The organism is Reyranella sp. (assembly GCF_004296935.1).
GTDB lineage: Bacteria > Pseudomonadota > Alphaproteobacteria > Reyranellales > Reyranellaceae > Reyranella.
Genome location: NZ_SCVH01000101.1, coordinates 42,918 through 61,893, shown reverse-complemented (window position 1 = coordinate 61,893; position 18,976 = coordinate 42,918). Strand labels below are relative to the sequence as shown.

25 protein-coding genes are annotated in these 18,976 nt (G+C 66.2%); 9 read left to right on the top strand and 16 right to left on the bottom strand.

Going from position 1 to position 18,976, the window contains the following annotated elements:
- Positions 1-4: 4 nt before the first annotated feature.
- The 10 genes from EPO55_RS14370 to EPO55_RS14325 form a co-directional block, all read right to left on the bottom strand.
- Positions 5-1,033, bottom strand: coding sequence for an OmpA family protein (locus EPO55_RS14370; protein WP_296337604.1), 1,029 nt, complete (start codon positions 1,031-1,033; stop codon positions 5-7).
- Between the two features lie 231 nt (positions 1,034-1,264).
- The gene (locus EPO55_RS14365) at positions 1,265-1,804 is read right to left on the bottom strand and encodes a hypothetical protein (protein WP_296337603.1); all 540 of its coding nucleotides are present in this window, start codon (positions 1,802-1,804) and stop codon (positions 1,265-1,267) included.
- 119 nt (positions 1,805-1,923) lie between these two features.
- Positions 1,924-2,199, bottom strand: a complete 276-nt coding sequence (locus EPO55_RS14360) for a hypothetical protein (protein ID WP_296337602.1) — start codon at positions 2,197-2,199, stop codon at positions 1,924-1,926.
- A gap of 63 nt (positions 2,200-2,262) precedes the next feature.
- A complete protein-coding gene (locus EPO55_RS14355; RefSeq protein ID WP_296337601.1) occupies positions 2,263-2,592 on the bottom strand; it encodes a hypothetical protein in 330 nt (109 codons plus the stop codon).
- Between the two features lie 96 nt (positions 2,593-2,688).
- Positions 2,689-2,877, bottom strand: a complete 189-nt coding sequence (locus EPO55_RS14350; RefSeq protein ID WP_296337600.1) for a hypothetical protein — start codon at positions 2,875-2,877, stop codon at positions 2,689-2,691.
- 262 nt (positions 2,878-3,139) lie between these two features.
- A complete protein-coding gene (locus tag EPO55_RS14345; protein WP_296337599.1) occupies positions 3,140-3,535 on the bottom strand; it encodes a hypothetical protein in 396 nt (131 codons plus the stop codon).
- A 27-nt stretch (positions 3,536-3,562) separates the two neighbouring features.
- On the bottom strand, positions 3,563-5,713 hold the full coding sequence (locus tag EPO55_RS14340; RefSeq protein WP_296337598.1) for a hypothetical protein: 2,151 nt from the start codon (positions 5,711-5,713) through the stop codon (positions 3,563-3,565).
- Between the two features lie 14 nt (positions 5,714-5,727).
- The gene (locus tag EPO55_RS14335) at positions 5,728-7,389 is read right to left on the bottom strand and encodes a portal protein (RefSeq protein WP_296337597.1); all 1,662 of its coding nucleotides are present in this window, start codon (positions 7,387-7,389) and stop codon (positions 5,728-5,730) included.
- A 14-nt stretch (positions 7,390-7,403) separates the two neighbouring features.
- Positions 7,404-7,649, bottom strand: a complete 246-nt coding sequence (locus EPO55_RS14330; RefSeq protein ID WP_296337596.1) for a hypothetical protein — start codon at positions 7,647-7,649, stop codon at positions 7,404-7,406.
- 19 nt (positions 7,650-7,668) lie between these two features.
- The gene (locus tag EPO55_RS14325) at positions 7,669-9,138 is read right to left on the bottom strand and encodes a terminase (protein ID WP_296337595.1); all 1,470 of its coding nucleotides are present in this window, start codon (positions 9,136-9,138) and stop codon (positions 7,669-7,671) included.
- Between the two features lie 116 nt (positions 9,139-9,254).
- Here EPO55_RS14325 and EPO55_RS14320 point away from each other — a divergent pair, with 116 nt between their 5' ends.
- From EPO55_RS14320 to EPO55_RS14310, 3 genes are all read left to right on the top strand, one after another.
- The gene (locus tag EPO55_RS14320) at positions 9,255-9,755 is read left to right on the top strand and encodes a hypothetical protein (RefSeq protein WP_296337594.1); all 501 of its coding nucleotides are present in this window, start codon (positions 9,255-9,257) and stop codon (positions 9,753-9,755) included.
- A 363-nt stretch (positions 9,756-10,118) separates the two neighbouring features.
- Positions 10,119-10,613, top strand: coding sequence for a hypothetical protein (locus tag EPO55_RS14315; RefSeq protein WP_296337593.1), 495 nt, complete (start codon positions 10,119-10,121; stop codon positions 10,611-10,613).
- A gap of 154 nt (positions 10,614-10,767) precedes the next feature.
- Complete coding sequence (locus EPO55_RS14310) at positions 10,768-11,052, top strand: hypothetical protein (protein WP_296337592.1); 285 nt, start codon at positions 10,768-10,770, stop codon at positions 11,050-11,052.
- On the opposite strand, the gene EPO55_RS14305 is transcribed toward EPO55_RS14310, so the two are convergent.
- Positions 11,045-11,425: a DUF805 domain-containing protein gene (locus tag EPO55_RS14305; protein ID WP_296337590.1), complete on the bottom strand. Its 381-nt coding sequence runs from the start codon at positions 11,423-11,425 to the stop codon at positions 11,045-11,047. The genes EPO55_RS14310 and EPO55_RS14305 overlap by 8 nt on opposite strands.
- A gap of 89 nt (positions 11,426-11,514) precedes the next feature.
- Between EPO55_RS14305 and EPO55_RS14300 the strand changes: the two genes are divergently transcribed.
- Both EPO55_RS14300 and EPO55_RS14295 read left to right on the top strand, forming a co-directional pair.
- Positions 11,515-12,558 (top strand): AI-2E family transporter, encoded by a 1,044-nt coding sequence (locus EPO55_RS14300; RefSeq protein WP_296337588.1) that lies wholly within the window; start codon positions 11,515-11,517, stop codon positions 12,556-12,558.
- Entirely contained in the window at positions 12,555-13,784 is a 1,230-nt protein-coding gene (locus tag EPO55_RS14295; protein ID WP_296337586.1) for an META domain-containing protein, read from the top strand. The genes EPO55_RS14300 and EPO55_RS14295 overlap by 4 nt, the downstream gene beginning before the upstream one ends.
- Positions 13,785-13,804: 20 nt before the next feature.
- On the opposite strand, the gene EPO55_RS14290 is transcribed toward EPO55_RS14295, so the two are convergent.
- Positions 13,805-15,325, bottom strand: a complete 1,521-nt coding sequence (locus EPO55_RS14290; RefSeq protein ID WP_296337585.1) for a hypothetical protein — start codon at positions 15,323-15,325, stop codon at positions 13,805-13,807.
- An 86-nt stretch (positions 15,326-15,411) separates the two neighbouring features.
- Positions 15,412-16,218, bottom strand: a complete 807-nt coding sequence (locus EPO55_RS14285) for a universal stress protein (RefSeq protein WP_296337584.1) — start codon at positions 16,216-16,218, stop codon at positions 15,412-15,414.
- A 295-nt stretch (positions 16,219-16,513) separates the two neighbouring features.
- Here EPO55_RS14285 and EPO55_RS14280 point away from each other — a divergent pair, with 295 nt between their 5' ends.
- The 4 genes from EPO55_RS14280 (at position 16,514) to EPO55_RS14265 (ending at position 17,520) form a co-directional block, all read left to right on the top strand.
- Positions 16,514-16,678 carry a Flp family type IVb pilin gene (locus tag EPO55_RS14280; RefSeq protein WP_296337583.1) on the top strand — a complete coding sequence of 55 codons (165 nt, stop codon included), beginning with the start codon at positions 16,514-16,516 and terminating at the stop codon, positions 16,676-16,678.
- Between the two features lie 102 nt (positions 16,679-16,780).
- A complete protein-coding gene (locus EPO55_RS14275; RefSeq protein WP_296337582.1) occupies positions 16,781-16,945 on the top strand; it encodes a Flp family type IVb pilin in 165 nt (54 codons plus the stop codon).
- A gap of 216 nt (positions 16,946-17,161) precedes the next feature.
- Positions 17,162-17,350, top strand: a complete 189-nt coding sequence (locus EPO55_RS14270) for a Flp family type IVb pilin (RefSeq protein ID WP_296337581.1) — start codon at positions 17,162-17,164, stop codon at positions 17,348-17,350.
- Complete coding sequence (locus EPO55_RS14265) at positions 17,350-17,520, top strand: hypothetical protein (protein ID WP_296337580.1); 171 nt, start codon at positions 17,350-17,352, stop codon at positions 17,518-17,520. Before EPO55_RS14270 ends, EPO55_RS14265 begins: the two co-directional genes overlap by 1 nt.
- A 33-nt stretch (positions 17,521-17,553) precedes the next feature.
- On the opposite strand, the gene EPO55_RS14260 is transcribed toward EPO55_RS14265, so the two are convergent.
- Genes EPO55_RS14260 through EPO55_RS14250 form a run of 3 tightly spaced genes read right to left on the bottom strand, consistent with a single transcriptional unit; the run spans position 17,554 to position 18,927 of the window.
- On the bottom strand, positions 17,554-18,144 hold the full coding sequence (locus EPO55_RS14260; RefSeq protein ID WP_296337579.1) for a cysteine hydrolase family protein: 591 nt from the start codon (positions 18,142-18,144) through the stop codon (positions 17,554-17,556).
- Positions 18,145-18,203: 59 nt separating this feature from the next.
- Positions 18,204-18,671, bottom strand: a complete 468-nt coding sequence (locus tag EPO55_RS14255; protein ID WP_296337578.1) for a DUF6362 family protein — start codon at positions 18,669-18,671, stop codon at positions 18,204-18,206.
- Positions 18,661-18,927, bottom strand: a complete 267-nt coding sequence (locus tag EPO55_RS14250; protein WP_296337577.1) for a hypothetical protein — start codon at positions 18,925-18,927, stop codon at positions 18,661-18,663. Before EPO55_RS14250 ends, EPO55_RS14255 begins: the two co-directional genes overlap by 11 nt.
- Positions 18,928-18,976: the final 49 nt, after the last annotated feature.

The window sequence follows — 18,976 nt, the reverse complement described above, 5'->3', positions numbered from 1 at the left end:
CGTCTTACTGGATGACGATCTCGACGCGGCGGTTCTGCGGCTCGCGGACACCGTCCGCGGTCTTGACCAGCAGGCCCGCTTCGCCGCGGCCGATGACGGCGATCGCCGTCGCCGGCACGCCTTCGCGCACCAGGGCATCCTTGACCGTGTTGGCGCGGCGCAGCGACAGCGCCATGTTGTAGGCTTCCGGGCCCGACGTGTCGGTGTGGCCGGTCGCCGTGATGCGGGCGTTGCCCTTGGTCTTGTAGGCCTGGGCCGCCTGCTTGATCGTGTTCAGCGCCTGGGCCGAAAGGTTCGAGCGGTCCCAATCGAAGAACACCATGAACGACGGCGGCGCAACGACCGGCGGCGGCGGCGGCGCAGCGGCCGGCGCGTCACCGAACTTCAGCTGGATGCTGGCCATCAGCGAGAAGTTCTGGTTCGGGATGCTGGCGCTCAACGTGTAGGGCGTGCCGCCCAGGTTGCTCGAATAGGCGTAGGTCGGCGTGGTGGTGCCGTAGTAGCGGCCTTCCAGGTTCACGCGGAACATGGTGTCGATGTTCCAGCCGAGACCTGCGATGGCCTGGTAGGCAAACGCCGTGGCGCCGGCCGACCCGCCAGAATCACCAGCGGTGAGGAACGCCACGCCAGCACCGGCGCCGACGTAGGGAACGATCGTCCCGCCCGCATTGAAGTCATAGAGCAGGTTGGCCATGATCGAGACTTGATTGACAAAGCCGTTAACGCTGCCGGCGACGCCGGGGACGGTCAGCGTCCCGGTGTTGGCGCGATAAACGCCTTCGAGTTCGACGCGCGGGCCGATGAAATCGTAGCCGATCATACCGCCGGCGAGCCAACCCGTGTTGTAGGTTCCGTTTACCGTTCCGGACGCCACGGTGCCGGGCACCGCGACCGTGGCGGTAAAGGAATTGTTGAGGAGCCAATTGAGGCCGCCTTCGGCACCAATGTAGAAACCGCCCGGCTGGAGCGATTGCGCCTGGCTGGCCATCGGCAGCGCAACCAGCGCAGCGGCAGCGATAAGTGCCTTCTTCATGTCTCGATCTCCCCTTATTTTCACCAAACCCGGGACACAAGCGCGCGGGCCGAACGCGACTTTACAATGACGGCAGAGTGTAACCGAGGGTCCCGGCGACAAGCCATCCTCTACAACGGCTGCTAAGTCATTGTTTCAACAGCTGTGGCAACACAGTCACAGTGCATTGCGGCAAAGTTCCCGTTTTGTTCCAGCCACGCTCCTCCCTGTGGGATATTCCTGGTGTCAGGGTCAGGTTTTCGGCAGCAAATTGCGCCTTTCGGCGATCCCCAACAGGTTAGTCGCCCCGCCCAGCAGCGACTGGGCGATCCCCAGACCCGGATCATGATTGGTGAGCGGCGGCACCACCGAATTTGCCAGGAAATCGGCCTGCGCGGTCTGGTTGGCCGCCTGGATCCGCTGGTTCCAGGCTTCCCGCACCGCCTGGTAGCGCGTGGCGAGCGCGTCCTGCTCGCCAAAAGCGGCGGCGTCGCCCAGCAGGTCAAGCGGCGAACCCAGAAGATCGCTGCCCTGGGCCGCGAAGCGCGCCTGAAGGGTGCCGAGCAGCAGCGAGGTCTTGCGCCGCTGGCGCTCCTCTTCGACCGCGCCGCGCCGCTCGGCATCCTGCGCATTGTATTCCGAGACCGCCGCGGCGTTGCGCGCCTGCGCGGTCTGATAGGCCGTCTGGTAGGCCGCCTGCCAGGCGCGGCTGGCCTGCTGCGCCGCCGCCTGCTGGGCCTGCTGCGCTTGTTGCGCGACGCCCACTGCCGTTGTGGCGGCAGACAGGCCCATTGTTACCATCGTGGCAATAGGTACCGCGGCTATAGGTGCACACATCTTATCCTCCTTGAGGTTTATGAATGGACTGGCCGGGTCGGCCTGCAACCGAAGGTTGGTTGTCCCCGCTCAGGTCAGGTAGTTCCCCGAGCGAATTGAAAGCGGCTGTCGATCAGCGGTTCGAGGATGCTCATCTGGCGCGGGCCGATCGCCTGCGCGAGATAGCGGTCCTTCAGCTCGCCCAGCATCGGCATCGCCTCGGCGATGCCGCTCAGCGCGTCCTCCGGGCCCTTGCCCGCGAGGCCCGTCTCCGGGTCGTGCAGGAGATTGCGGATCTCGCCCGCGAACCCGGTGTCGAGCTGGCGGGCGTACAACTCGTCGGCCTGGATGCCGATCGGGTGGTCATCCACCGGCCATGGTTCTTCCACCGGCGCTGCCTCGGGCAGCCCCTCTATCTTGATGCTTGAGGCCCTCTACTTAGCTCGAAGCGGCGGCACGCTCTGACCAATCGCGACCATGATGGGAATCGTACCGTCGGCTTTACGCCAACAGACGATACGATTGATCAATGGCGCGAGTGACTTGGTGCCGATTTCGAAGTCGGCACGCCAGACCTCTCCCCAAGTGTCGCTTTGCGTCACCAACTGCGCGCCCAACTTCCAATCTCCGAAAGGTGGAAAATTATTGAGCCCGGCCATACATTCCGCTGCAAACGCTGTATTTTCCGACGCGAGTTCCTCATTGGTTGCCGGCTCCACTGACGGAGCCTGCGTCGTGTCTTCCGTTGCATTGTCTGATGTCATGCTTAGCCCCGGTTTGCACAATTAAGTTATTTCAATCTATGATTGTCTACTAAAATAGTAGAACAACCCACTTGGCAAGCATCGCCACCTACTGAATTACTGTAGAGTCTGTGGCGCTGGCGTGAATCGGCCATCCCCCTTTGATCCCTTGGGAACGGTGACGCGAGAGCGATCTGGAAAATTGATGATGGCGCCGCCGACGTCGACGCGGCCGAGCTTCTCGGCGCCGGCGGCCATCGCCTGGCCCGCCTGCATCGCCATCTGCTGCTGTTGCACCTGCAACATGAGAGCCGACACTAGTTGTTCTTAAATACAACCTGGCGTAGGTTTCTCTTCGCCCTTCCACATGTCATCTAGCTGGTCTGCTTACCCGCAAGCGCCGACTCTGGCGTGCCATTTGGGCGCCTTTGTGGCCAATATCGAGAGGGACACTACCTTTGGTTGTCCCTTAGCCGACTATGCGGTCACGAAATCAGCGACTTCACGATCCCCAATGTCGGATCGACGTTGCCCGCCGCCGTCTCGTAGTAGTGGGCCTTGGGGCGGCTTAACTGCAACATGTTTGGATGATTCCAAACATGCGATTGGCGACGGCGAAGCAGACATGTAGTGCGAACACGGCGACGGCGACTGGCGAGAAGCGGCGCTCCCTCCAACCGGCGACCTGAAAGGGAATGGCGGCGGCCGTCAACACGAGGTACGCCCACATGACATACTCATGCAAGACGGCATCGCGATAAACCCGATGATAGGGCGTCGGATCCTCGTTGTAGTCCCAGATATCACCAGCGCTTGCGAGGAAAATGGAGATCAGGAAAAGCCAAAGGCCCCAATAGGCGACGGCGCGAATAGCTCCGAGCCATCGTGCTCGCACCGTGCCCGGATTCGTTTCGGCAGATTCTGTGGAAGCCACCGTTTCCGCCGACTCAATCATCATGGACAAGGATGCTCGCCCCACATTCTGACGAGATTAAGGTACCGGTGGGGAGTAATCGACATACAGCTTTAGGTCGATCCCTAGATCCCAGAAGGCCCTGGAAAAGCGCGACATACTACCGGTGAGATCAATGCAGCCGGCCGATCCCCGAGACCATCCCCCATGAATTGCCATGTCTTTGCGGCCAAACGTCAGGCCGCTGTCCTCCGTCTCTTTCGTTGGATCGGCCCATACGCGTTCTGAACCCCAGCTACAGAGCGAGCCTGGCCACTTGCCGGCGTCAACGTCCGCTATCTTTGCCGTTCCATACAGAGCCCCCTTGAGGTCGATACTTTGGAATCGACTCATCTTGATGTCGTAGGCCCCTTCGGGAATTGGGCCGTAACCAACTTTGTTCTGATCCTTGGCGCTTCCGAAGTTCTCCTTGCCGGATACTGCTGGCCATTCCTCGATGACGTCCTCGCCGTGATAAAGCTTGAGATATCTGCCATCGAATTTCAGGTGGTACTTCGACCGGTCGGGCCTGTTCAGCTCCGGGTTCTTCTTCGGCCTTATCGGGTCGAGCATTTGCGGCGGAGCCGGCAGGTCGTTGATTGAGTTAGGCAATACTGGATCGCCTGCTGCTCGCGGTGGAGGCGCATCAAGAGGCGCGGGCGCCTGTTCTGACTTCGCCTGCGCTATCTCGACGCCAGATGGGCTTGCATTTTCCGGCTGCCTTTTCTGACCTTCGGCCCCGAGGTGTTGCGCTTCTTCGTCAACGATGCGAACAAGATCGTTTTCAGTCGGCACTCGGCCGTTCAACTTGGGAAAATCGGCTACGCGATGCCGAACTTTCTCTCGCACTATCTGGCCGAGCGCAGCGTCAGCCTCGAAGCCCGCACTTACAACCGCATCCTCGACAAGGCGTCGCGACGCTCGCGCGAATGCTACGTGACCTGCCGGGTCGCCGTTGCGAATCTCGTTCTGCAAATCCACCAAACGATGGGTGCTCTCCGCACCCAGATCCAAGACATATTCGTCCAGTTTGATGGAGGCGAAACTAGCGGGACGATCAATCAGCTCCCGCTCGAGGCGATCGTACAAACCCAAGTCTGGCTCGATGTGTCCCTGGACACTTGCGAAGAGTCGAAAGGCCGCCATCTGATCCGGCGACATCTTCGACCTCAAGCCCGATGGGATGTCCGTGAACAACGCCGTCGGATTTTCCGTCTGCCATTTTAGGACGTCGGCAACGGCTTGGCTGCGCCCGGCCAACCACTCCTTCCCGGCCCGAAAGAATTGCGCGAATGCTTCGCTCTGAACAAGCCCACGCAAGCGTGGGGAACTATTGTCGTCGAGTTGCGTGGTGGCCTGATCGAGGAACCACCTGATATCGGGACGCGGTCGAGCTGTAGATTCAAGATCTGGAACGTCAGCCGTAGATGGCGCGATCGACATTCTCGCCCATCCAGTCCTCAGATCATCGCCAATACGCGCAACCGCTTTGTCCTCCGACGCTTCGACAAATCGACGGTCAATCGCCACTTGCCGTTCTGGCTGGATCACGTCCCGGGCATGCTCGTAGAGATTGGCGGCGCCGTCGGGGTCCTGGCCGATGGCCTGCTCAATCGCACCGGCATAGAGATCGCTCAGGCCCTGACGTACGGTAGTGTCAGTCTGGGTCGCATCCCATCCCTTGCGCTCACCCTGGTAGCGCAGCTCGCCCACCGCAGCCTGACCCAGCACCCGCAACTGCGCCGGATCGTGCCAAGCGAGCGCCGCGTCCTGATGGAAGCCGGCAAGGCGCTCGGCCACGATGCGGTCGTCGAGCGCCGACGTTGCCTGCTGCGCGAGGCGGCCAAGGTCGCCGGTGGCGCGGTCGAGGCGCGTGTCGATCAGCGGCTCGAGGATGGCCCTCTGGCGCGGGCCGATCGCCTGCGCGAGATAGCGGTCCTTCAGCTCGCCCAGCATCGGCATCGCCTCGGCGATGCCACTCAGCGCATCCTCCGGGCCCTTGCCCGCGAGGCCCGTCTCCGGGTCGTGCACGAGGACGCGGATCTCGCCCGCGAACCCGGTGTCGAGCTGGCGTGCGAACATCTCGTCGGCCTGGATGCCGATCGGATCGTCGTCCCCAATGTCGTTGGGCGGCCACGCTTCCGCTTCCGGCCGCGCCACGGGCACAGTCGGGTAAATCGTCGTTGCCATATCCGTTCTCCGGGTTAGCGGCCCACCAGGGCCTGAAGGGCGTTCTTGCCGCCGCCGACGTCGACGCGACCGAGCTTCTCGGCGCCGGCGGCCATCGCCTGCCCCGCCTGCAATGCCATCTGCTGCTGTTGTACTTGCGCCCGCTGCTGGCGCGCCGCCGTCGCCTTGTCGGTCGACACGATCAGCCGCGCCGGCACGCCCAACAGATCGCCGTAGGCGTCGACCGTCTGGTCGATATCCAACTTGTCCAGCACGTCCGGCTTCATCGCCGCGGCGCGGCCGGCGAAGTTCACGAACCGCTCGATGCCGCCGGTCGCCACCGAACGCTGGGCCTGGGCGAGCGACGAGACATACTCGATGCCGACACCCGTGCCGGCCATCGCTGGCGGCAGTTCCGGCACCTGCCCCGCCCGCTCCATCAATCCGAACACCCGCTTGATCAGCGGATCGAGCAGCTCGTCGTGCAGCCGCTCCAGCACCGGCCCAAGCATCACCATCTTCTCCTCGCGCCGCTCGACGATCTCGGTCGCGCTGCGCACGTCGTCGAGCTGGCTCATCATCAGGAACAGGTCGGCGTAGAAGGCTGCCTGGATGCTGCGCTGCCGGTCGGCGATCGCCGAGGCGAGGTGATTGAGCGGCGGGTTTATCTGGTAGGCCGGACGGAAACCCACGCCGGTCGGGTCGGCGACGTAGGTCACCGCCCCCGACAGCGACGACGCTGTGTCGTTGCGCAGACTGGGCGGCGCCACCATCGGCGGGTTCACCATCTTCTCCAGCGCCTGACCGAAACGCTTCTGCAGGACCTGCAGGCCCTTCACGTCGGGCAGCGCGTCCATGCCGGGCGAGCGGCCCCATACGTCGTTGCCGACCAGATGCCAGCGCGGGCACATCGCCGGGAAGGACTCGAAGCCCGACACCGCCAGCAGGCACTCGTCGGCACCCGTCTTCTCATAGTAGACGGACCGAAACGCCATGTTGCGGTTGTCGGCGCGCTCGAGGTCGCGACCCTCGTTGGGCTCGATGGCGTGCACGACCATGACCTCGCGATCCCAGGTGCCGGCGTCGTACTGCTCGCGCACCAGCGGCGAGACCGCGTCGCGGCCGAAGCGCTCGACGAGCTGGAACACGGTAAGCGGGAACTCGCGGTAGAGCGTGTTCACCACCTGGCGGTCCGACGAGGCCAGCCAGTATTCGCCCACCGTCAGCGGCCAGGCGCGAACGATCTCCTCGTCGTCCTCCAGGATGAGCAGGGCGGCGGAGCCGAACACGCCCAGCTCCTCGTAGACCGTGGCGAGCGCGTTGTAGAGGTTGGAGCGCGCGAAGACGCGCAGCATCGCCTCCTGCACGCGATCGAGCCAGACGCGCACGCCTGGCGCCTGCGCTAGTGCCGGATCGCCGACGGTCAGGCGGAACCACGGTCTGGCAGGCGAAGTGACGCCCGACATCAGACCCGAGGCCAGGGTGCGGGCGGCCAGGGTGCCGGTCGAGTCGAGCATCTTGCCGTTCAGCTTGCGGCCGCGGTCGCCCTGGCCGGCGAAGCTCAGGAACTGGCCGCGGCGCGGCAGGATATGGTCGCTGAGCTCGCGCCAGTGCTGGAACCAGCTCTGGCGCTCGCGGTCGAGCGCGCCCATCCGGCGCTCGCAGTGGCGACGCAGGTCGCCGTCAGAAAGGGTCATGGTCTTCACTCCTCTCATTGACCCAGCAGGGTCTTGAAGCCGGTGGTCTTGGGCGCCGGCGCATCGGCGAGGCCGAGGCCTGAGGTGGCGATGGTGCTGCGGTAACCCTGCAGGCCCGCGGCCCGACGGCGCGCGTCCTCGCGCGCGGCCTTCACCGCGGGATCGGCGGCCTGGGGCGGTTCGGGTGGCGGTGGCGGCGCCGGCGGCATCGCGGGCATTGGCGGCATCGAGGGGGCGGCGGCACCAGAAAAGAAGCACATGATTGATATCTCCTGTGAGCTAGAGGTCGTGGAACATGTCGTAGTCGTGGTCCTCGTCGAGGATGCGCGGCTTGAGATCGGCCTCGCGCCGTTGCCAGACCGGATGGACCGGCTGGGCGAAGGTGAGCGCCAGCGCATCGCCGAGATCGGGCGAGGCGAGGCCGCGTTTCTTCATGTCGTCCTTGCGCTCGAGCTGGATGGCGTTGCGCGCGTCGTAGCCGTACTCGACGCCGGTGAGGTCCTGGGCGAGCGCCGTATCGTCGGGGACGGCGCCGGCCTTCAGCCATTCCTTCATCCGTCCCCAGATCTCGGCGCGCTTGTTGGCGAACAGCGGGCCGCTGCCCTCCGCCGTCCAGCGGTCGGGCTTGCCGGCGAAGTTGACGCCGATCACATGCGGCACGCCGAGCTGGCGCAGCCGGTCGACAACGCCGCCGCCCACCCCGCCCTCGTCGACGAATACCGCGTCGGCGCGATGCTGGGCCGCCGCCTCGACCACCCGGCCCGACAGCGTCATCGTATCGACGCCGCGCAGCACCAGTGGCGGCCGGCTGCGGGCATCGAGGCCCTTGCGGGCGAAGATCACTGAGCGGTCGTCGCCGAAGCGAGCGACATCGACACCGATCACCGTCGGTTCATCAGGTTGGACCGTCGGTTCGCGGCGCATCGCCTCCGAGACGCTCTCGGAATCGATGAACTGCATGGAGCCGGCGCGCGGGAAGACGCCGCGCACGCGCACGCGGACGAAATCGCTGTCCTCCCCATAGTCGTCGGCCCAGCGCTGGAGCTGGGCCTTGTTGGTGATCCTGACGGTGCGCGAGTCGACCTGCCGGCCTCGCCATCGATGGGCGAAGCGGGCGAAGCACTCGCGGAAGCGACCGGTGTTGCGCGTCGGATTGCCGAACACCAGCCACAGAAGCTCGGTCTCCTTGTCGGTGAGCGCACCCTCGGTGGTGTCCCAGATCACGTCGGGGATCGCCGAAGCCTCATCGAACACCACGATGGTGCGCTTGCCCTGATTATGCAGGCCAGCGAAGGCTTCGGCGTTGGTCTCCGACCACGGCACGAGATCGAGCCGCCAGGTCTGCCCGTGGCCCACGACGCGGGAGGCCAGTGCCATCGACGTGAAGTCAAACCACTCGCGGTACTCCCAACCGCGCAGCCACTTTGCCAGCTCGGCCCAGGTCTTGGTGCGAAGCTGCGTCTCGGTGTTCGCTGTCACGACGCCGCGCGTGTCCTGGTGCGTGCCCATCGCCCACAGCAGAATCCAGGCGACCAGCGCCGACTTGCCGACGCCGTGGCCCGAGGCGACGGCAATCCGTACCGCCTCGTCCGGCGTGGCCAATCCCGCCCCGATCTCCTGCAGCACCTCACGCTGCCAGTTGTCAGGCACGGCCTTGAGGGTCTGCGTCACGAAGCCGAGGGGATCGCGCGCCCAGCGCGCCATCGCCTCGAGCAAGGGCGCAGCGTCGACCTTCGCGTCTCGCCGCATGGTATCTCTCCAATGAACGATCATTCAGCAATTGCGGCAGCCGGCAGGCCAAAAGCCCCCGGAAATGCCTTACCGGCGCCCGCCTGCCGTCAGGGCCGGCGCGCCTAATCGGCGTCATGGTCTACAAGCTCAACATCCTCCATCTCCTGATCGCGCTCGGCGCCGCCGGCTGCGCCGGTGTCGTGCTGCGCGAGGCAAGCGGCCGCCTTGTGCATCCCTCGCGACTGTTCGCGGCGCCGCTGCTGGCCGCTGTGGCGGCGCTGTTCCCGCTGGCCGTCGTCTCGCCCGAGTGGCGCGAGCCCCGGCTGTGGGGCGCTGCCCTGGCGGTGGGCGCGCTGGCGGGTGCGGTGCGCGGCTTCACCATGCGGCTGCAGGTCGACCACACGTGGACGCTGATCCGCCTGCCGCGCGGCCGCGACGGGCTGTGGATGGCAGCGGCGCTGGGCGGGCTCGCGGTCCTCACCGTGGCGCTCACGCTCGCCGACGCCGAAGCGGCACCCTTCGAGGCGCTGGCCGCGGCCGGCGCGGCGGCGGTGGCGGGCCACCTCGCCGGCCGGGCGCTGGCGCTGTTCGTGCGCACCGCGCACTCGCCGCACCGCGACCTGGTCCGGTTGTAGGGTCCGGCTGCCACCGTCGATGCCGCGGGAACCCACCGCGGCCGGGCGCGTTGACCCTTGGACCGCAACAAGGACGCAAGCCCGCCCGGCGCACTTACTCATGCGTCGAAGTAGCCCCCCAGCGTTCGACGTGTCCGAAGCCCGTCCGGCAATCCATCTCGCTGGGCGGGCTTCGTTGCGCCCGACGCCCGGGGCCGCAACCGATCCGGGCCTTCGGCACACTCCTTGCGTCGTCGATCACGGGAAAGATGACCACAGGCAGGTGTGGTATCACCCGCCGTGCCGCACCATTCACCTTCCCGGGGCGCCTTTCCCTCGGGAAGCGTCATGTCGCCGTCATCCGCCTCGCTATAAAGTTGCCTCGTGATCCTCCATCTCAATCTCCTTCATCTCGTGCTGGTGCTCGGCGCCATGGTGTCGGTGCAGCTGGTGCTGCGGGAAATCCGCCGCCGCACCATGCGGCGCTGGAAGCTGTTCGTGCCGCCGCTGGTGGCGGTGGCGGTGGCGATGATCCTGATACTGTTCCAGCTCGCGGCAAGGCAGCCGGCGTGGTGGTTCGGCGCCCTGTTCGCACTCGGCCTCGTGGTCGGCGCGCTGCGCGGTGCCACCATGCTGCTGGATGTCGACCATACGTGGCGGCTGGTACGACCGACCAGCCGGCGCGCCCTGCTGTGGGTGAGTTTGATCATTCCGGTCGCGGTCGGGCTCGAGATCGGCGGCGCGCTGGCCGGCCCGCCGGGCGACCCGTGGCGGCTGGTGGCGACGCTGGCCGCGGTACTCGCCGCCGGCTTGCTGGCCGGCCGCGCGCTCGCACTCGCCTACCGCCTGTTCGGCGCGCCGCATGTCGATTTGCGCTGAAGAGGGGGCTGCGCCGGTGAGGACGAGGCCGTCCGGACGCGGGTTCCGCATCCTGCCAAAATTTCTACCATAAACCTGCTGAACTTGCAACTCTTATTTTCACTTTTTTGACCACACCTTGCGCGGCCGGCGCCGCCGGAGGCAAAATCAGGCCATGGAACCCGAGCCCAGCCTGATCATGATCCAGTTCCTGCAGTGGGTGGCCGACCGGCCGCGCCGCCGCGCCGACGTGCTGGATGCTTGGCAGAGCTCGTGCCCGCGCTTCCCGGTGTGGGAGGACGCGCGCGCCGAGGGCCTCGTCCGCCAGACGGGCGGCGGCGAGAACCGCGTGGAGCTGACCGCGCACGGCCGCCGGGCGCTGGCCCGGGCGCGTGCCCTGGAAGTCGGCCTTCAGGCCAGCCCGCGGATGAGTCCGCGGGCCAACGCTCGGGTCAACTAAGCGCGAGCGGGTCCGGACCGTAGGTGTTGGACCCCGCCGTGCCGCGCAGGAAGCCGCACTCGATCAGGTACCAGAGGCCGCCGATCACCGGCACCAGGGCGATCAGGATCCACCAGCCCGACTTGTTGCGGTCGTGCCAGCGCTTCACGCCGGCGGCAAGGCCGACCCAGACGATAAGGATATAGACTACCGCCAGGATCAGGCCGGGGACCGTGCCGACCGATCTCAAGGCCGCCTCCGGATCGGTCGACAGGGCGGCACCGCCAACGACGGCGCCGAACACGACCGCCATGACGACCCACATTGCGATGTGAACAAGCCAGAACTTGGCACGGTTGATCCGCCCCTGGAAGCTGAACAGAAGGCTCTGCATTGCATTCCCCCCACAAGCGCACATTGACCCGGATCGGGCCCGTCAAAGCTACTCTCCCCACCCCCGGCGGTACATTCTATAGTGTGCACATGACCCTCCAGCGCGCCGCCCTGTGGGCGATCGTGATCGCCGCCACCATCTACCTGCTGGTCGCCGGCCGCGGCCTCCTGATGCCGATCGTGCTGGGGCTGGTGCTCTGGTACATGGTCGACGCCCTGGCCGACGCCTTCGAGCAGCCGCGGCTGGCGCGTGTCCACCTGCCGCGTCCGATCGCGCTGCTCGCCGCCGTCCTCGTCATCGGCGGCCTGTTCTGGGTGCTGGGCCGCACCATCGGCAGCAACGTGACGGCCGTCATCGCCGCCTCGCCCAACTATGAAAAGCGCCTGCAGGGCCTGGTCACGGCAGGGGCCAAGATGATCGGCGTCGAGCAGGCGCCGACGCTGGGCGAACTGTTCGACCGCATCAGCCTCGCCGACACGCTGGGCAGCGTCGCCGGCGCGGCAGCCTCGGTCGTCAGCATCACCGGCATCGTACTGATCTATGCCGGCTTCCTGTTCGTCGAGCAGGCGCATTTCGGCCGCAAGCTCGCGATCGTCTTCGGGCACGACGCCCACCAGGCGCGGGTGCGGGCGGTGCTGGAGCGGATCGACCGCGAGATCCGCAGCTACATCCGCATCAAGACCACGCTTGCCACCGCGACGTCGGTCCTGGGCTATGTCGTGATGGCCTGGGTCGGCGTCGACTTCGCCGGCTTCTGGGCGGTGATGCTCTTCTTCCTCTACTACATCCCGACGGTGGGCTCGATCCTGGCCATCGCGGCGCCGGCGATCCTAACCCTGGTGCAGTTCGACCACCTGACGCCGTTCCTGATCGTGCTGCTGGTGATCGGCACCGTCCAGATCGTGACGGCGAACGTGCTCGAGCCTGCCCTGCTCGGCCGCTCGCTCAATCTCTCGCCGCTGGTCGTGATCGTCTCGCTGATCGTTTGGGGCACGATCTGGGGAGTGGTCGGCATGTTCCTCTGCGTGCCGATCATGGTGGTGGCGCTGATCGTGCTGGCGCAGTTCGAGACAACCCGTCCCGTCGCCGTGCTGTTGTCGGCCGACGGCGAAATTCCGGAGCAAGCGCCATGAAAGTCGGAGTCCTGACGCTCACGCTCTTGTCCGCGGTCGCCGGCCTGGCGATGGCCCAGACCCCCTCGGCGCCCCCATCGGCCGCGTCGCGCGAGGAAGGCCAGCCGCCGGGACCCGAGGTCAGATATGTCTGCCCCGGCGGCACCGATTTCGGTGCCCACTTCTCCAAGGATGGCGACCTCGCCACGCTGATGGTCGCCGGCCATCCCGAGATCGAGTTGCCGCGCCAACGCTCAGGCTCGGGCTTCGCCTACGGCGACTCCTACTACGAACTGCGCGGCCGCGGTCGCGAAGCGACGCTGACGGCCGCCGGCCGGTCGATGCGCTGCCATGCCGCCGGCCGACCCGGCGATCCGCCGCGCACTTTCACGGGCGCCGGCCTCACCCTCACGCTGCTCCCTGACGGGACGTTTCGCTTGCGCGAGCGCCGTGACGGCACCGGTGAGCCGCAGTTCGACCTCGGCCAGTGGACGCAGGAAGTGGACGGCGGCGTCCGGCTGGTCCTGCGGGGCAGCCTCGTCGCCAGGCGCGTCTTCCGCCAGGCCGACAGCGGTCGCCTGGTCGCCGACAACGGCACCGAGCTGGTGCAGACGGCCACCGCTGACAAGATCGATGGGCGGTTCCGCCTCGAGGGCCTCTACCGCGACGCCCAGGATGGCGGGCTGTTCGCCGAATGCTTCACCGGCCGCACGTTCCCCGTGGCGCCCGGGGGGGCCGAACCGGATCTCGAACGCGCCTGGATGGAGGCGGCCCCATCGCGGGACGCCCAGCTCTTCTTCCAGATCCTTGGCCGCTTCAGCGACGACGGCCAGATCGAGGTCGACCGCGTCCTCAATCTGAAAGCCAACGCGACTTGCCCGCCGCCGGCGCCCAGAAGCGCGGCGCTACGCGGCACCGAGTGGCGTGCCATCGAGATCGACGGCGAGCGGCTGGCGTTCGGCGACGGGCTGCGCCGGCCGACGCTGACCCTCAACGACGATGGAAAATTTTCCGCATCGACCGGCTGCAACAGCGTCGGCGGCGACTACGCGCTCGATCCCAACGGCCTGCGCTTCGTCGCCGGCCCCATGACCCTGGCGGCCTGCCCGCCGCCATCCGATGCCGTCGAGCGGCGTTTCATCGACGCCCTGGCCGCGGTCAAGAGCGCCCAGCTCGCCGCGATCACGCTCGATCTCAAGGACGCCAGTGGCAAGCTCCGCCTGCGCCTCGAGGCCAGAGGTCGCTAAGGCGCGCTGGTGGGTAGCCGCTAGGGCTCCGCGGTCGGATCGGCCTGGAGCACGAGAATCCTGCCGCCAGGATCGAGGTCGACCCGCAAGAAAGGCAGGCCGGACGGAGTCGCCTGATCGAATTCACGGACGATTTCGTCGAACAGCCGGACATAGAGCTTCCACTCGACCATGCCCGACTCGATCGGCATGCGCGCGGGCTCGCGCCAGTCGAGGGCCCGGACGCCGCTCTTCAGGACATTGTCGACCGGACGGTCACGGACCAGGGTCGCCTCGAAGCGGCCGATGGTGGCGGTCCGCGCCGCCTTCGTGGCCGGCCGCGCGAGCACGGCGATGCAGATCTGGTTGGGATCCTCCTCGGGCACGAACTCGACCGAGCCGGCGTTCATCGTCGAATCGGCAATGTCGTCGAGCCAACCCAATCGCTCGACGATGACGACGCGCCGGCGCTCCTTGTCGAAGCGCCAGCCGGCGGGCGGATCGAAGCAGCGGCGCACGGTGCGCGTCTCTCCGGGCGGCGCCCGCGACAGAATCTCCGGTGACACCAGCGTATTCGATTCGAGTTCCGTTGTACGTACCCGCTGGTCGAGAGCAAACGATCCGGGGCGATCGGGCAGCACCGTGAACAGGAGCTGGAACGTTGCCGAGCGGGAGCCACGGCGGACGATCAACGATCCCGACGCGAAGGTCGTGCGGGCCGCTTCGTTGGCGAAAGCGCTGCGCGGCACCGAGAACCGCAGCCGCTCCGGCGCAAGCGTGGCGTCGCCGCGCCAGGTTCCGACCGCCAGAACCGGCGGCGGTCCGCCACTCGAGTTAAGAAAGACTCCAGCCACTTCGATCTGGACCGCCGGATCGTCGTCACCCGATGTCGCGAAGTCCGGCGCATAGCGCGGCACGGTGGGCATTCCAGTGGGCGGCACCACGGAGGGCGCCGCCAGCCCACCTGCCGCTGGCGGCATGTCGAGCCGAAGCGCGCCTTCCGGCGGCACCGAGCCGGAAGCACCCGGCGTCAGGGTGAGCTCGCCCGTGGCACGGCGCGGCGGCACGAAGCGCGGCGTGTAGGCAAGCACCAGCGGCGCGTCGTCCAGGCCTGCGATTCTTTCCAGTTGAGTGGTCGCCTGCTCGGCCGCCTTGCGGGCGGCGCGCCGCGCGCCTTCCCCGGGCCGATCGAGGGCGTCCTTGATGGCTGCATTCAGCCGGTCGACCTCCGCAAAGGCCTGGAGACGGGCGGGCGGCAACCGATCGAAGGCACGCTCCGCGTCGGATTCATAGCGCGCCGCGAGGGTGTCGGTCAGCAGGCCGGCGACCCGAAACGCCTGAAGCAGGCCGATCCTTGCTTCGCCATCGGCGCGCGCCTGAAGGCTTGCCCGCTCGGCCCGAAGCGCCGCGAGCTTCTCGCCGATCGTGGCCTCAGTTCCGGGCGGCGTGGTGCGGCCGAACAACAGGAAGAGCGCGGCGGCAACGCACAACATGCCGATCGCCACGACACCGATGGTGCGCAGGCGCTTGCCATTCCCGGTCGGTTCTCGGGCAGCCGTCATGCGGCGGGTTCTAGCACGGCCGTCGGTGGAGGTACTGGCGGCGGATTGTCAGGACGAGAAAGACCCGTCAGTACGAAAAGAGCCGGTCAATATGAGAAGAGCACGGGCAGCGGCGAACTGAGGATGAGGTGGCGGGTCATGCCGCCGAAGATCATCTGGCGCAAACGGCTCTGCGTGTAGGCACCTTTCACGATCAAGTCGGCGCCGACGGCGATCGCCGTGTCGACGATCGTCTGGCCTGCCGAGCGCGAGCCCGGCTTCTCGTGCTGGCTGGTGACGTTCAGTCCGTGGCTCTTCAGGGATTCCGCGATCTCAGCCGAGGTCGGTCCCGGCACCATCGCGCCATCGACGCTCAGCACCACGATCGCCTCGGCGCCGGCCAGCACCGGCATTGCCAGCGAAATGGCGCGCGCGCTCTCGGTGGAGCCGTTCCAGGCGAACAGGATCCGCTTGCCCACCAAGCCGTCAGCACCCGTCGGCACGACCAGAACCGGACGGCCCGAATCGAACAGCGCCGTTTCGAAGACGCTTTCCGGCATTTTCGGCAGCGCCCCCGGCTGGGGCAGGACGATCAGGTCGTAGGCGCGCCCGATCGTGCCGATCGCTGTCGGGCCGCTGTCGTCAGCCGAACGCCATTCGGACCTGAGGCCCACCGCCCGTTGGTCGAACGCCTGTTTCACCGCGGCGACGCGCTGCCGTTCCTCGGCGTCCTCGGCCAGGCCGCCACCTATCGGCGCCCCCATGCCGGCATCGGCCCAGGCCATGCTCATGACGCCATAGGACGGCGGCTCGAGCCCGACCAACCGGGCGTCGAACTTCCGCGCCATCTTCGCCGCCAAATCGAACGCGGACGGATCTTCTGCCGTCCAGGCCATTGTCAGAATTGATTTCATGACATGCGCTCCCTGCTGCCGAACGATAACACGGGGATTGCCGCCGCCCGACCCTCAACTTCGTTCGCCGGCCGAAGAATGGCCGGCGGAAGCACGACGTGAACAAGTTGATACAATTCATTCGTTGAATACATTATTCAAATCAATAAGTTAATATCAATACCTCAACTATTCATTGAGGTAGGGGCGCATATCGGCCCCAGCGATTGTGTCGATCACCCCGGCAGTCCCCAGAACATCGACGGGGCGGTGGACGCAAAAGCCGATCAAAAGACGTCTTTTTTTGGAGATATAAATGCTGTCCATTTTCCGTCGCCTCATGAAGAACGAAAACGGCGCCACCGCGATCGAATACACGTTGATCGCCTCGCTGATCGCCGTTGCCGCCATCACCGCCATGAAGACCGTCGGTGGCAAGATCACGAACACGCTGACCGCCGTCAGCAACAATCTCACCTAGCCTGGTCAACCCCGGTTCGGTCGAAGCATGGGCGGTCCGGCAACGGTCCGCCCATATTTCCTTGCAGGACACTGACGAAATTCTTTTCACTTGGAGCTTGGGATGCTGTCCATTTTCCGTCGCCTCATGAAGAACGAAAACGGCGCCACCGCGATCGAGTACACGCTGATCGCCTCGCTGATCGCCGTCGCCGCCATCACCGCGATGAGCACCGTCGGCGGCAAGATCACGAACACGCTGACCGCCGTCAGCAACAATCTCAACTGATCGATCCTCGCTCGATTGACGCTTTCTTCGATCAAGAGATGGGCGGTCCGGTAACGGGCCGCCCATTTTCTTTGGCCACCGACCCGCGCCGCCTACCAATGTTACACCTCGGGGATTGAGAACGACGCGCCGGCCGATAGGCTCCAGGTAACGCGTCGTCTGCAGCGTCCGAGCACACTCGCCCCCGAGGAAACCGGCCCCCGAGGAAACTGGCTCATGCCATCGCCCCTGCCATCCACCTTGCTGGGTTTCGCTCGCCGCCTTGTCAGCAGCGCCCACGGTGCAACGGCTGTCGAATACACCACGCTCGTCGCCTTGATCGCCGTGGCCGTCATCGCAGCCCTCGACATGACGGGGCTCAATATCCGAAACGTGCTCGGCACCGCCGGCAATGCGATGACCTGATGCAGCACATTGCCCCTCGCCGCCGATTGTTCACCGCTCGACGCGGCACGGTGTTCGTCGGCTACAGCTCGTTCATGCTGCTGGTCGCCATCGCCGCGATTGCGCTGCTGACACAGGTTCGAGGCGGTGCGGCCACTCCGCCCCATGCCGCTGCCGACCTATCGGGTTGATCGGCGTCCGCACCGGCGAGCCGGATCGATGCCTCAGGTAATCTGGACCACCTTGCCGACGACCCAGGCGAACCGGTCGGACAGCGCCGCGAGCGTGATGCGGTTGATGGCCGCCGCGTCGATCGTGGGCCCTCCGGTGGCATCCGGCAGATCCCGCGTGGCCACCGTGTCGGCGGCGATCGTGCTCATGAAGCCTTGGTCGGTGGCCGCCCGCACCGTCGCCGAGACGCACATGTGGGTCATGAAACCACCGACGATCAGGTTCTTGCGGCCGCTCGCCGCAAGATGCTTGGCGAGATCGGTGCCCGCGAAGGCGTTGGGCAAGGCCTTGTCGACGATCGTCTCGCCGGTGCGCGGCGTGAGCGGGGCCACGATCTCGTAGCCCGTCGACGACGGGTTGAACGCCTTGCCCTTGGATTGGTGGCGCACATGCACGACGGGCGCGCCGGCCTTTCGGGCCTTCTCGAGCAGCACGGCAAGCGCCTCCACCGCCGCGGCGACACCGGGCAGCGGCAGCAGGCCGTCAGTATATTCGCGCTGTGCGTCGATGATCAGCAGGACGCCATCCGCCGTTGTCGCCGGCGTGGGCGCAGCGCCCGCCATCTGCAGCATGGTCATTGCCATGGTCTTCTCCCAACTACACTAGAGGTGCCTACGCTACGGTTGTGTAAGCTCTGGGCACATCAACGCGCAATGCGATCCGTTTGGCAAGACCTACGACGCAATGCCGCGCCGGGGCCAATCACGGTCGTGTCATGCGCCGCAGCCGCGACGACGCGATCGATCGCACCATTCCAGCGGTAGCGCAGTTGTCCGACGTTCATGCCGAATTCACGCGCGAGGCGCGACCACGACAGCCCGACCGCGCGCGCCCAGACGAGCCGGCGGTCTGTATTGTCGAGCGCCGCCAGCCACGGCAGCACACGGTCGAGTTCGGAAATCGCCCGCGCCCCGGGCGGAGTCCTCGAGGGGTGTGACGCAGCAGGGCCGCAGATGTCGCCCGGATCGCCCGGCATCATCGGCCACGACGAATGTTCCCGCCCCGGCATGCCGTTCCGCGGCATCGGCAGGCGCTTCAGGGTATCGGCTGCCCGTTCCAGGGCGGTGATCACCACCCGTCGGACCTCGGCGAAGGTGAGTTCAGCGGCCATGACCGCCTCCGTTCTCTACGGTCTCGGCGGCGAGATCGGCGAGCACGCGATCGACCGACAGGCCGAGTTCGCGGGCGGCTTCGCGAGCCAGCGGCCGCGCCATGAATGGCAAAACGTCGACCGGGCGCAGCCCCATCTTGACCGCAAGGAGCCGGGCGATCCGGGCACCATGGTAGTTGGCGGCGGCGGCGCGACCGCCGAAGGCGGTGGCGAAGCGCCGGCTGGGCAGTTGATCGTAAAGTCTGGGATAGGACATCCGTACCTCCTGTCGGCAGGAGTATAGGATTATTTATCCCTGTCAATCG

Coding starts and splice junctions, on each gene's coding strand:
- EPO55_RS14355 (WP_296337601.1), bottom strand. CDS start 2,592: ATGACATCAGACAATGCAACGGAAGACACGACGCAGGCTCCGTCAGTG.
- EPO55_RS14255 (WP_296337578.1), bottom strand. CDS start 18,671: ATGGCCGCTGAACTCACCTTCGCCGAGGTCCGACGGGTGGTGATCACC.
- EPO55_RS14275 (WP_296337582.1), top strand. CDS start 16,781: ATGCTGTCCATTTTCCGTCGCCTCATGAAGAACGAAAACGGCGCCACC.
- EPO55_RS14365 (WP_296337603.1), bottom strand. CDS start 1,804: ATGGGCCTGTCTGCCGCCACAACGGCAGTGGGCGTCGCGCAACAAGCG.
- EPO55_RS14340 (WP_296337598.1), bottom strand. CDS start 5,713: ATGGCAACGACGATTTACCCGACTGTGCCCGTGGCGCGGCCGGAAGCG.
- EPO55_RS14280 (WP_296337583.1), top strand. CDS start 16,514: ATGCTGTCCATTTTCCGTCGCCTCATGAAGAACGAAAACGGCGCCACC.
- EPO55_RS14290 (WP_296337585.1), bottom strand. CDS start 15,325: ATGACGGCTGCCCGAGAACCGACCGGGAATGGCAAGCGCCTGCGCACC.
- EPO55_RS14285 (WP_296337584.1), bottom strand. CDS start 16,218: ATGAAATCAATTCTGACAATGGCCTGGACGGCAGAAGATCCGTCCGCG.
- EPO55_RS14310 (WP_296337592.1), top strand. CDS start 10,768: ATGGAACCCGAGCCCAGCCTGATCATGATCCAGTTCCTGCAGTGGGTG.
- EPO55_RS14330 (WP_296337596.1), bottom strand. CDS start 7,649: ATGTGCTTCTTTTCTGGTGCCGCCGCCCCCTCGATGCCGCCAATGCCC.
- EPO55_RS14325 (WP_296337595.1), bottom strand. CDS start 9,138: ATGCGGCGAGACGCGAAGGTCGACGCTGCGCCCTTGCTCGAGGCGATG.
- EPO55_RS14335 (WP_296337597.1), bottom strand. CDS start 7,389: ATGACCCTTTCTGACGGCGACCTGCGTCGCCACTGCGAGCGCCGGATG.
- EPO55_RS14260 (WP_296337579.1), bottom strand. CDS start 18,144: ATGGCAATGACCATGCTGCAGATGGCGGGCGCTGCGCCCACGCCGGCG.
- EPO55_RS14250 (WP_296337577.1), bottom strand. CDS start 18,927: ATGTCCTATCCCAGACTTTACGATCAACTGCCCAGCCGGCGCTTCGCC.
- EPO55_RS14295 (WP_296337586.1), top strand. CDS start 12,555: ATGAAAGTCGGAGTCCTGACGCTCACGCTCTTGTCCGCGGTCGCCGGC.
- EPO55_RS14305 (WP_296337590.1), bottom strand. CDS start 11,425: ATGCAGAGCCTTCTGTTCAGCTTCCAGGGGCGGATCAACCGTGCCAAG.
- EPO55_RS14350 (WP_296337600.1), bottom strand. CDS start 2,877: ATGTTGCAGGTGCAACAGCAGCAGATGGCGATGCAGGCGGGCCAGGCG.
- EPO55_RS14320 (WP_296337594.1), top strand. CDS start 9,255: ATGGTCTACAAGCTCAACATCCTCCATCTCCTGATCGCGCTCGGCGCC.
- EPO55_RS14270 (WP_296337581.1), top strand. CDS start 17,162: ATGCCATCGCCCCTGCCATCCACCTTGCTGGGTTTCGCTCGCCGCCTT.
- EPO55_RS14300 (WP_296337588.1), top strand. CDS start 11,515: ATGACCCTCCAGCGCGCCGCCCTGTGGGCGATCGTGATCGCCGCCACC.
- EPO55_RS14370 (WP_296337604.1), bottom strand. CDS start 1,033: ATGAAGAAGGCACTTATCGCTGCCGCTGCGCTGGTTGCGCTGCCGATG.
- EPO55_RS14265 (WP_296337580.1), top strand. CDS start 17,350: ATGCAGCACATTGCCCCTCGCCGCCGATTGTTCACCGCTCGACGCGGC.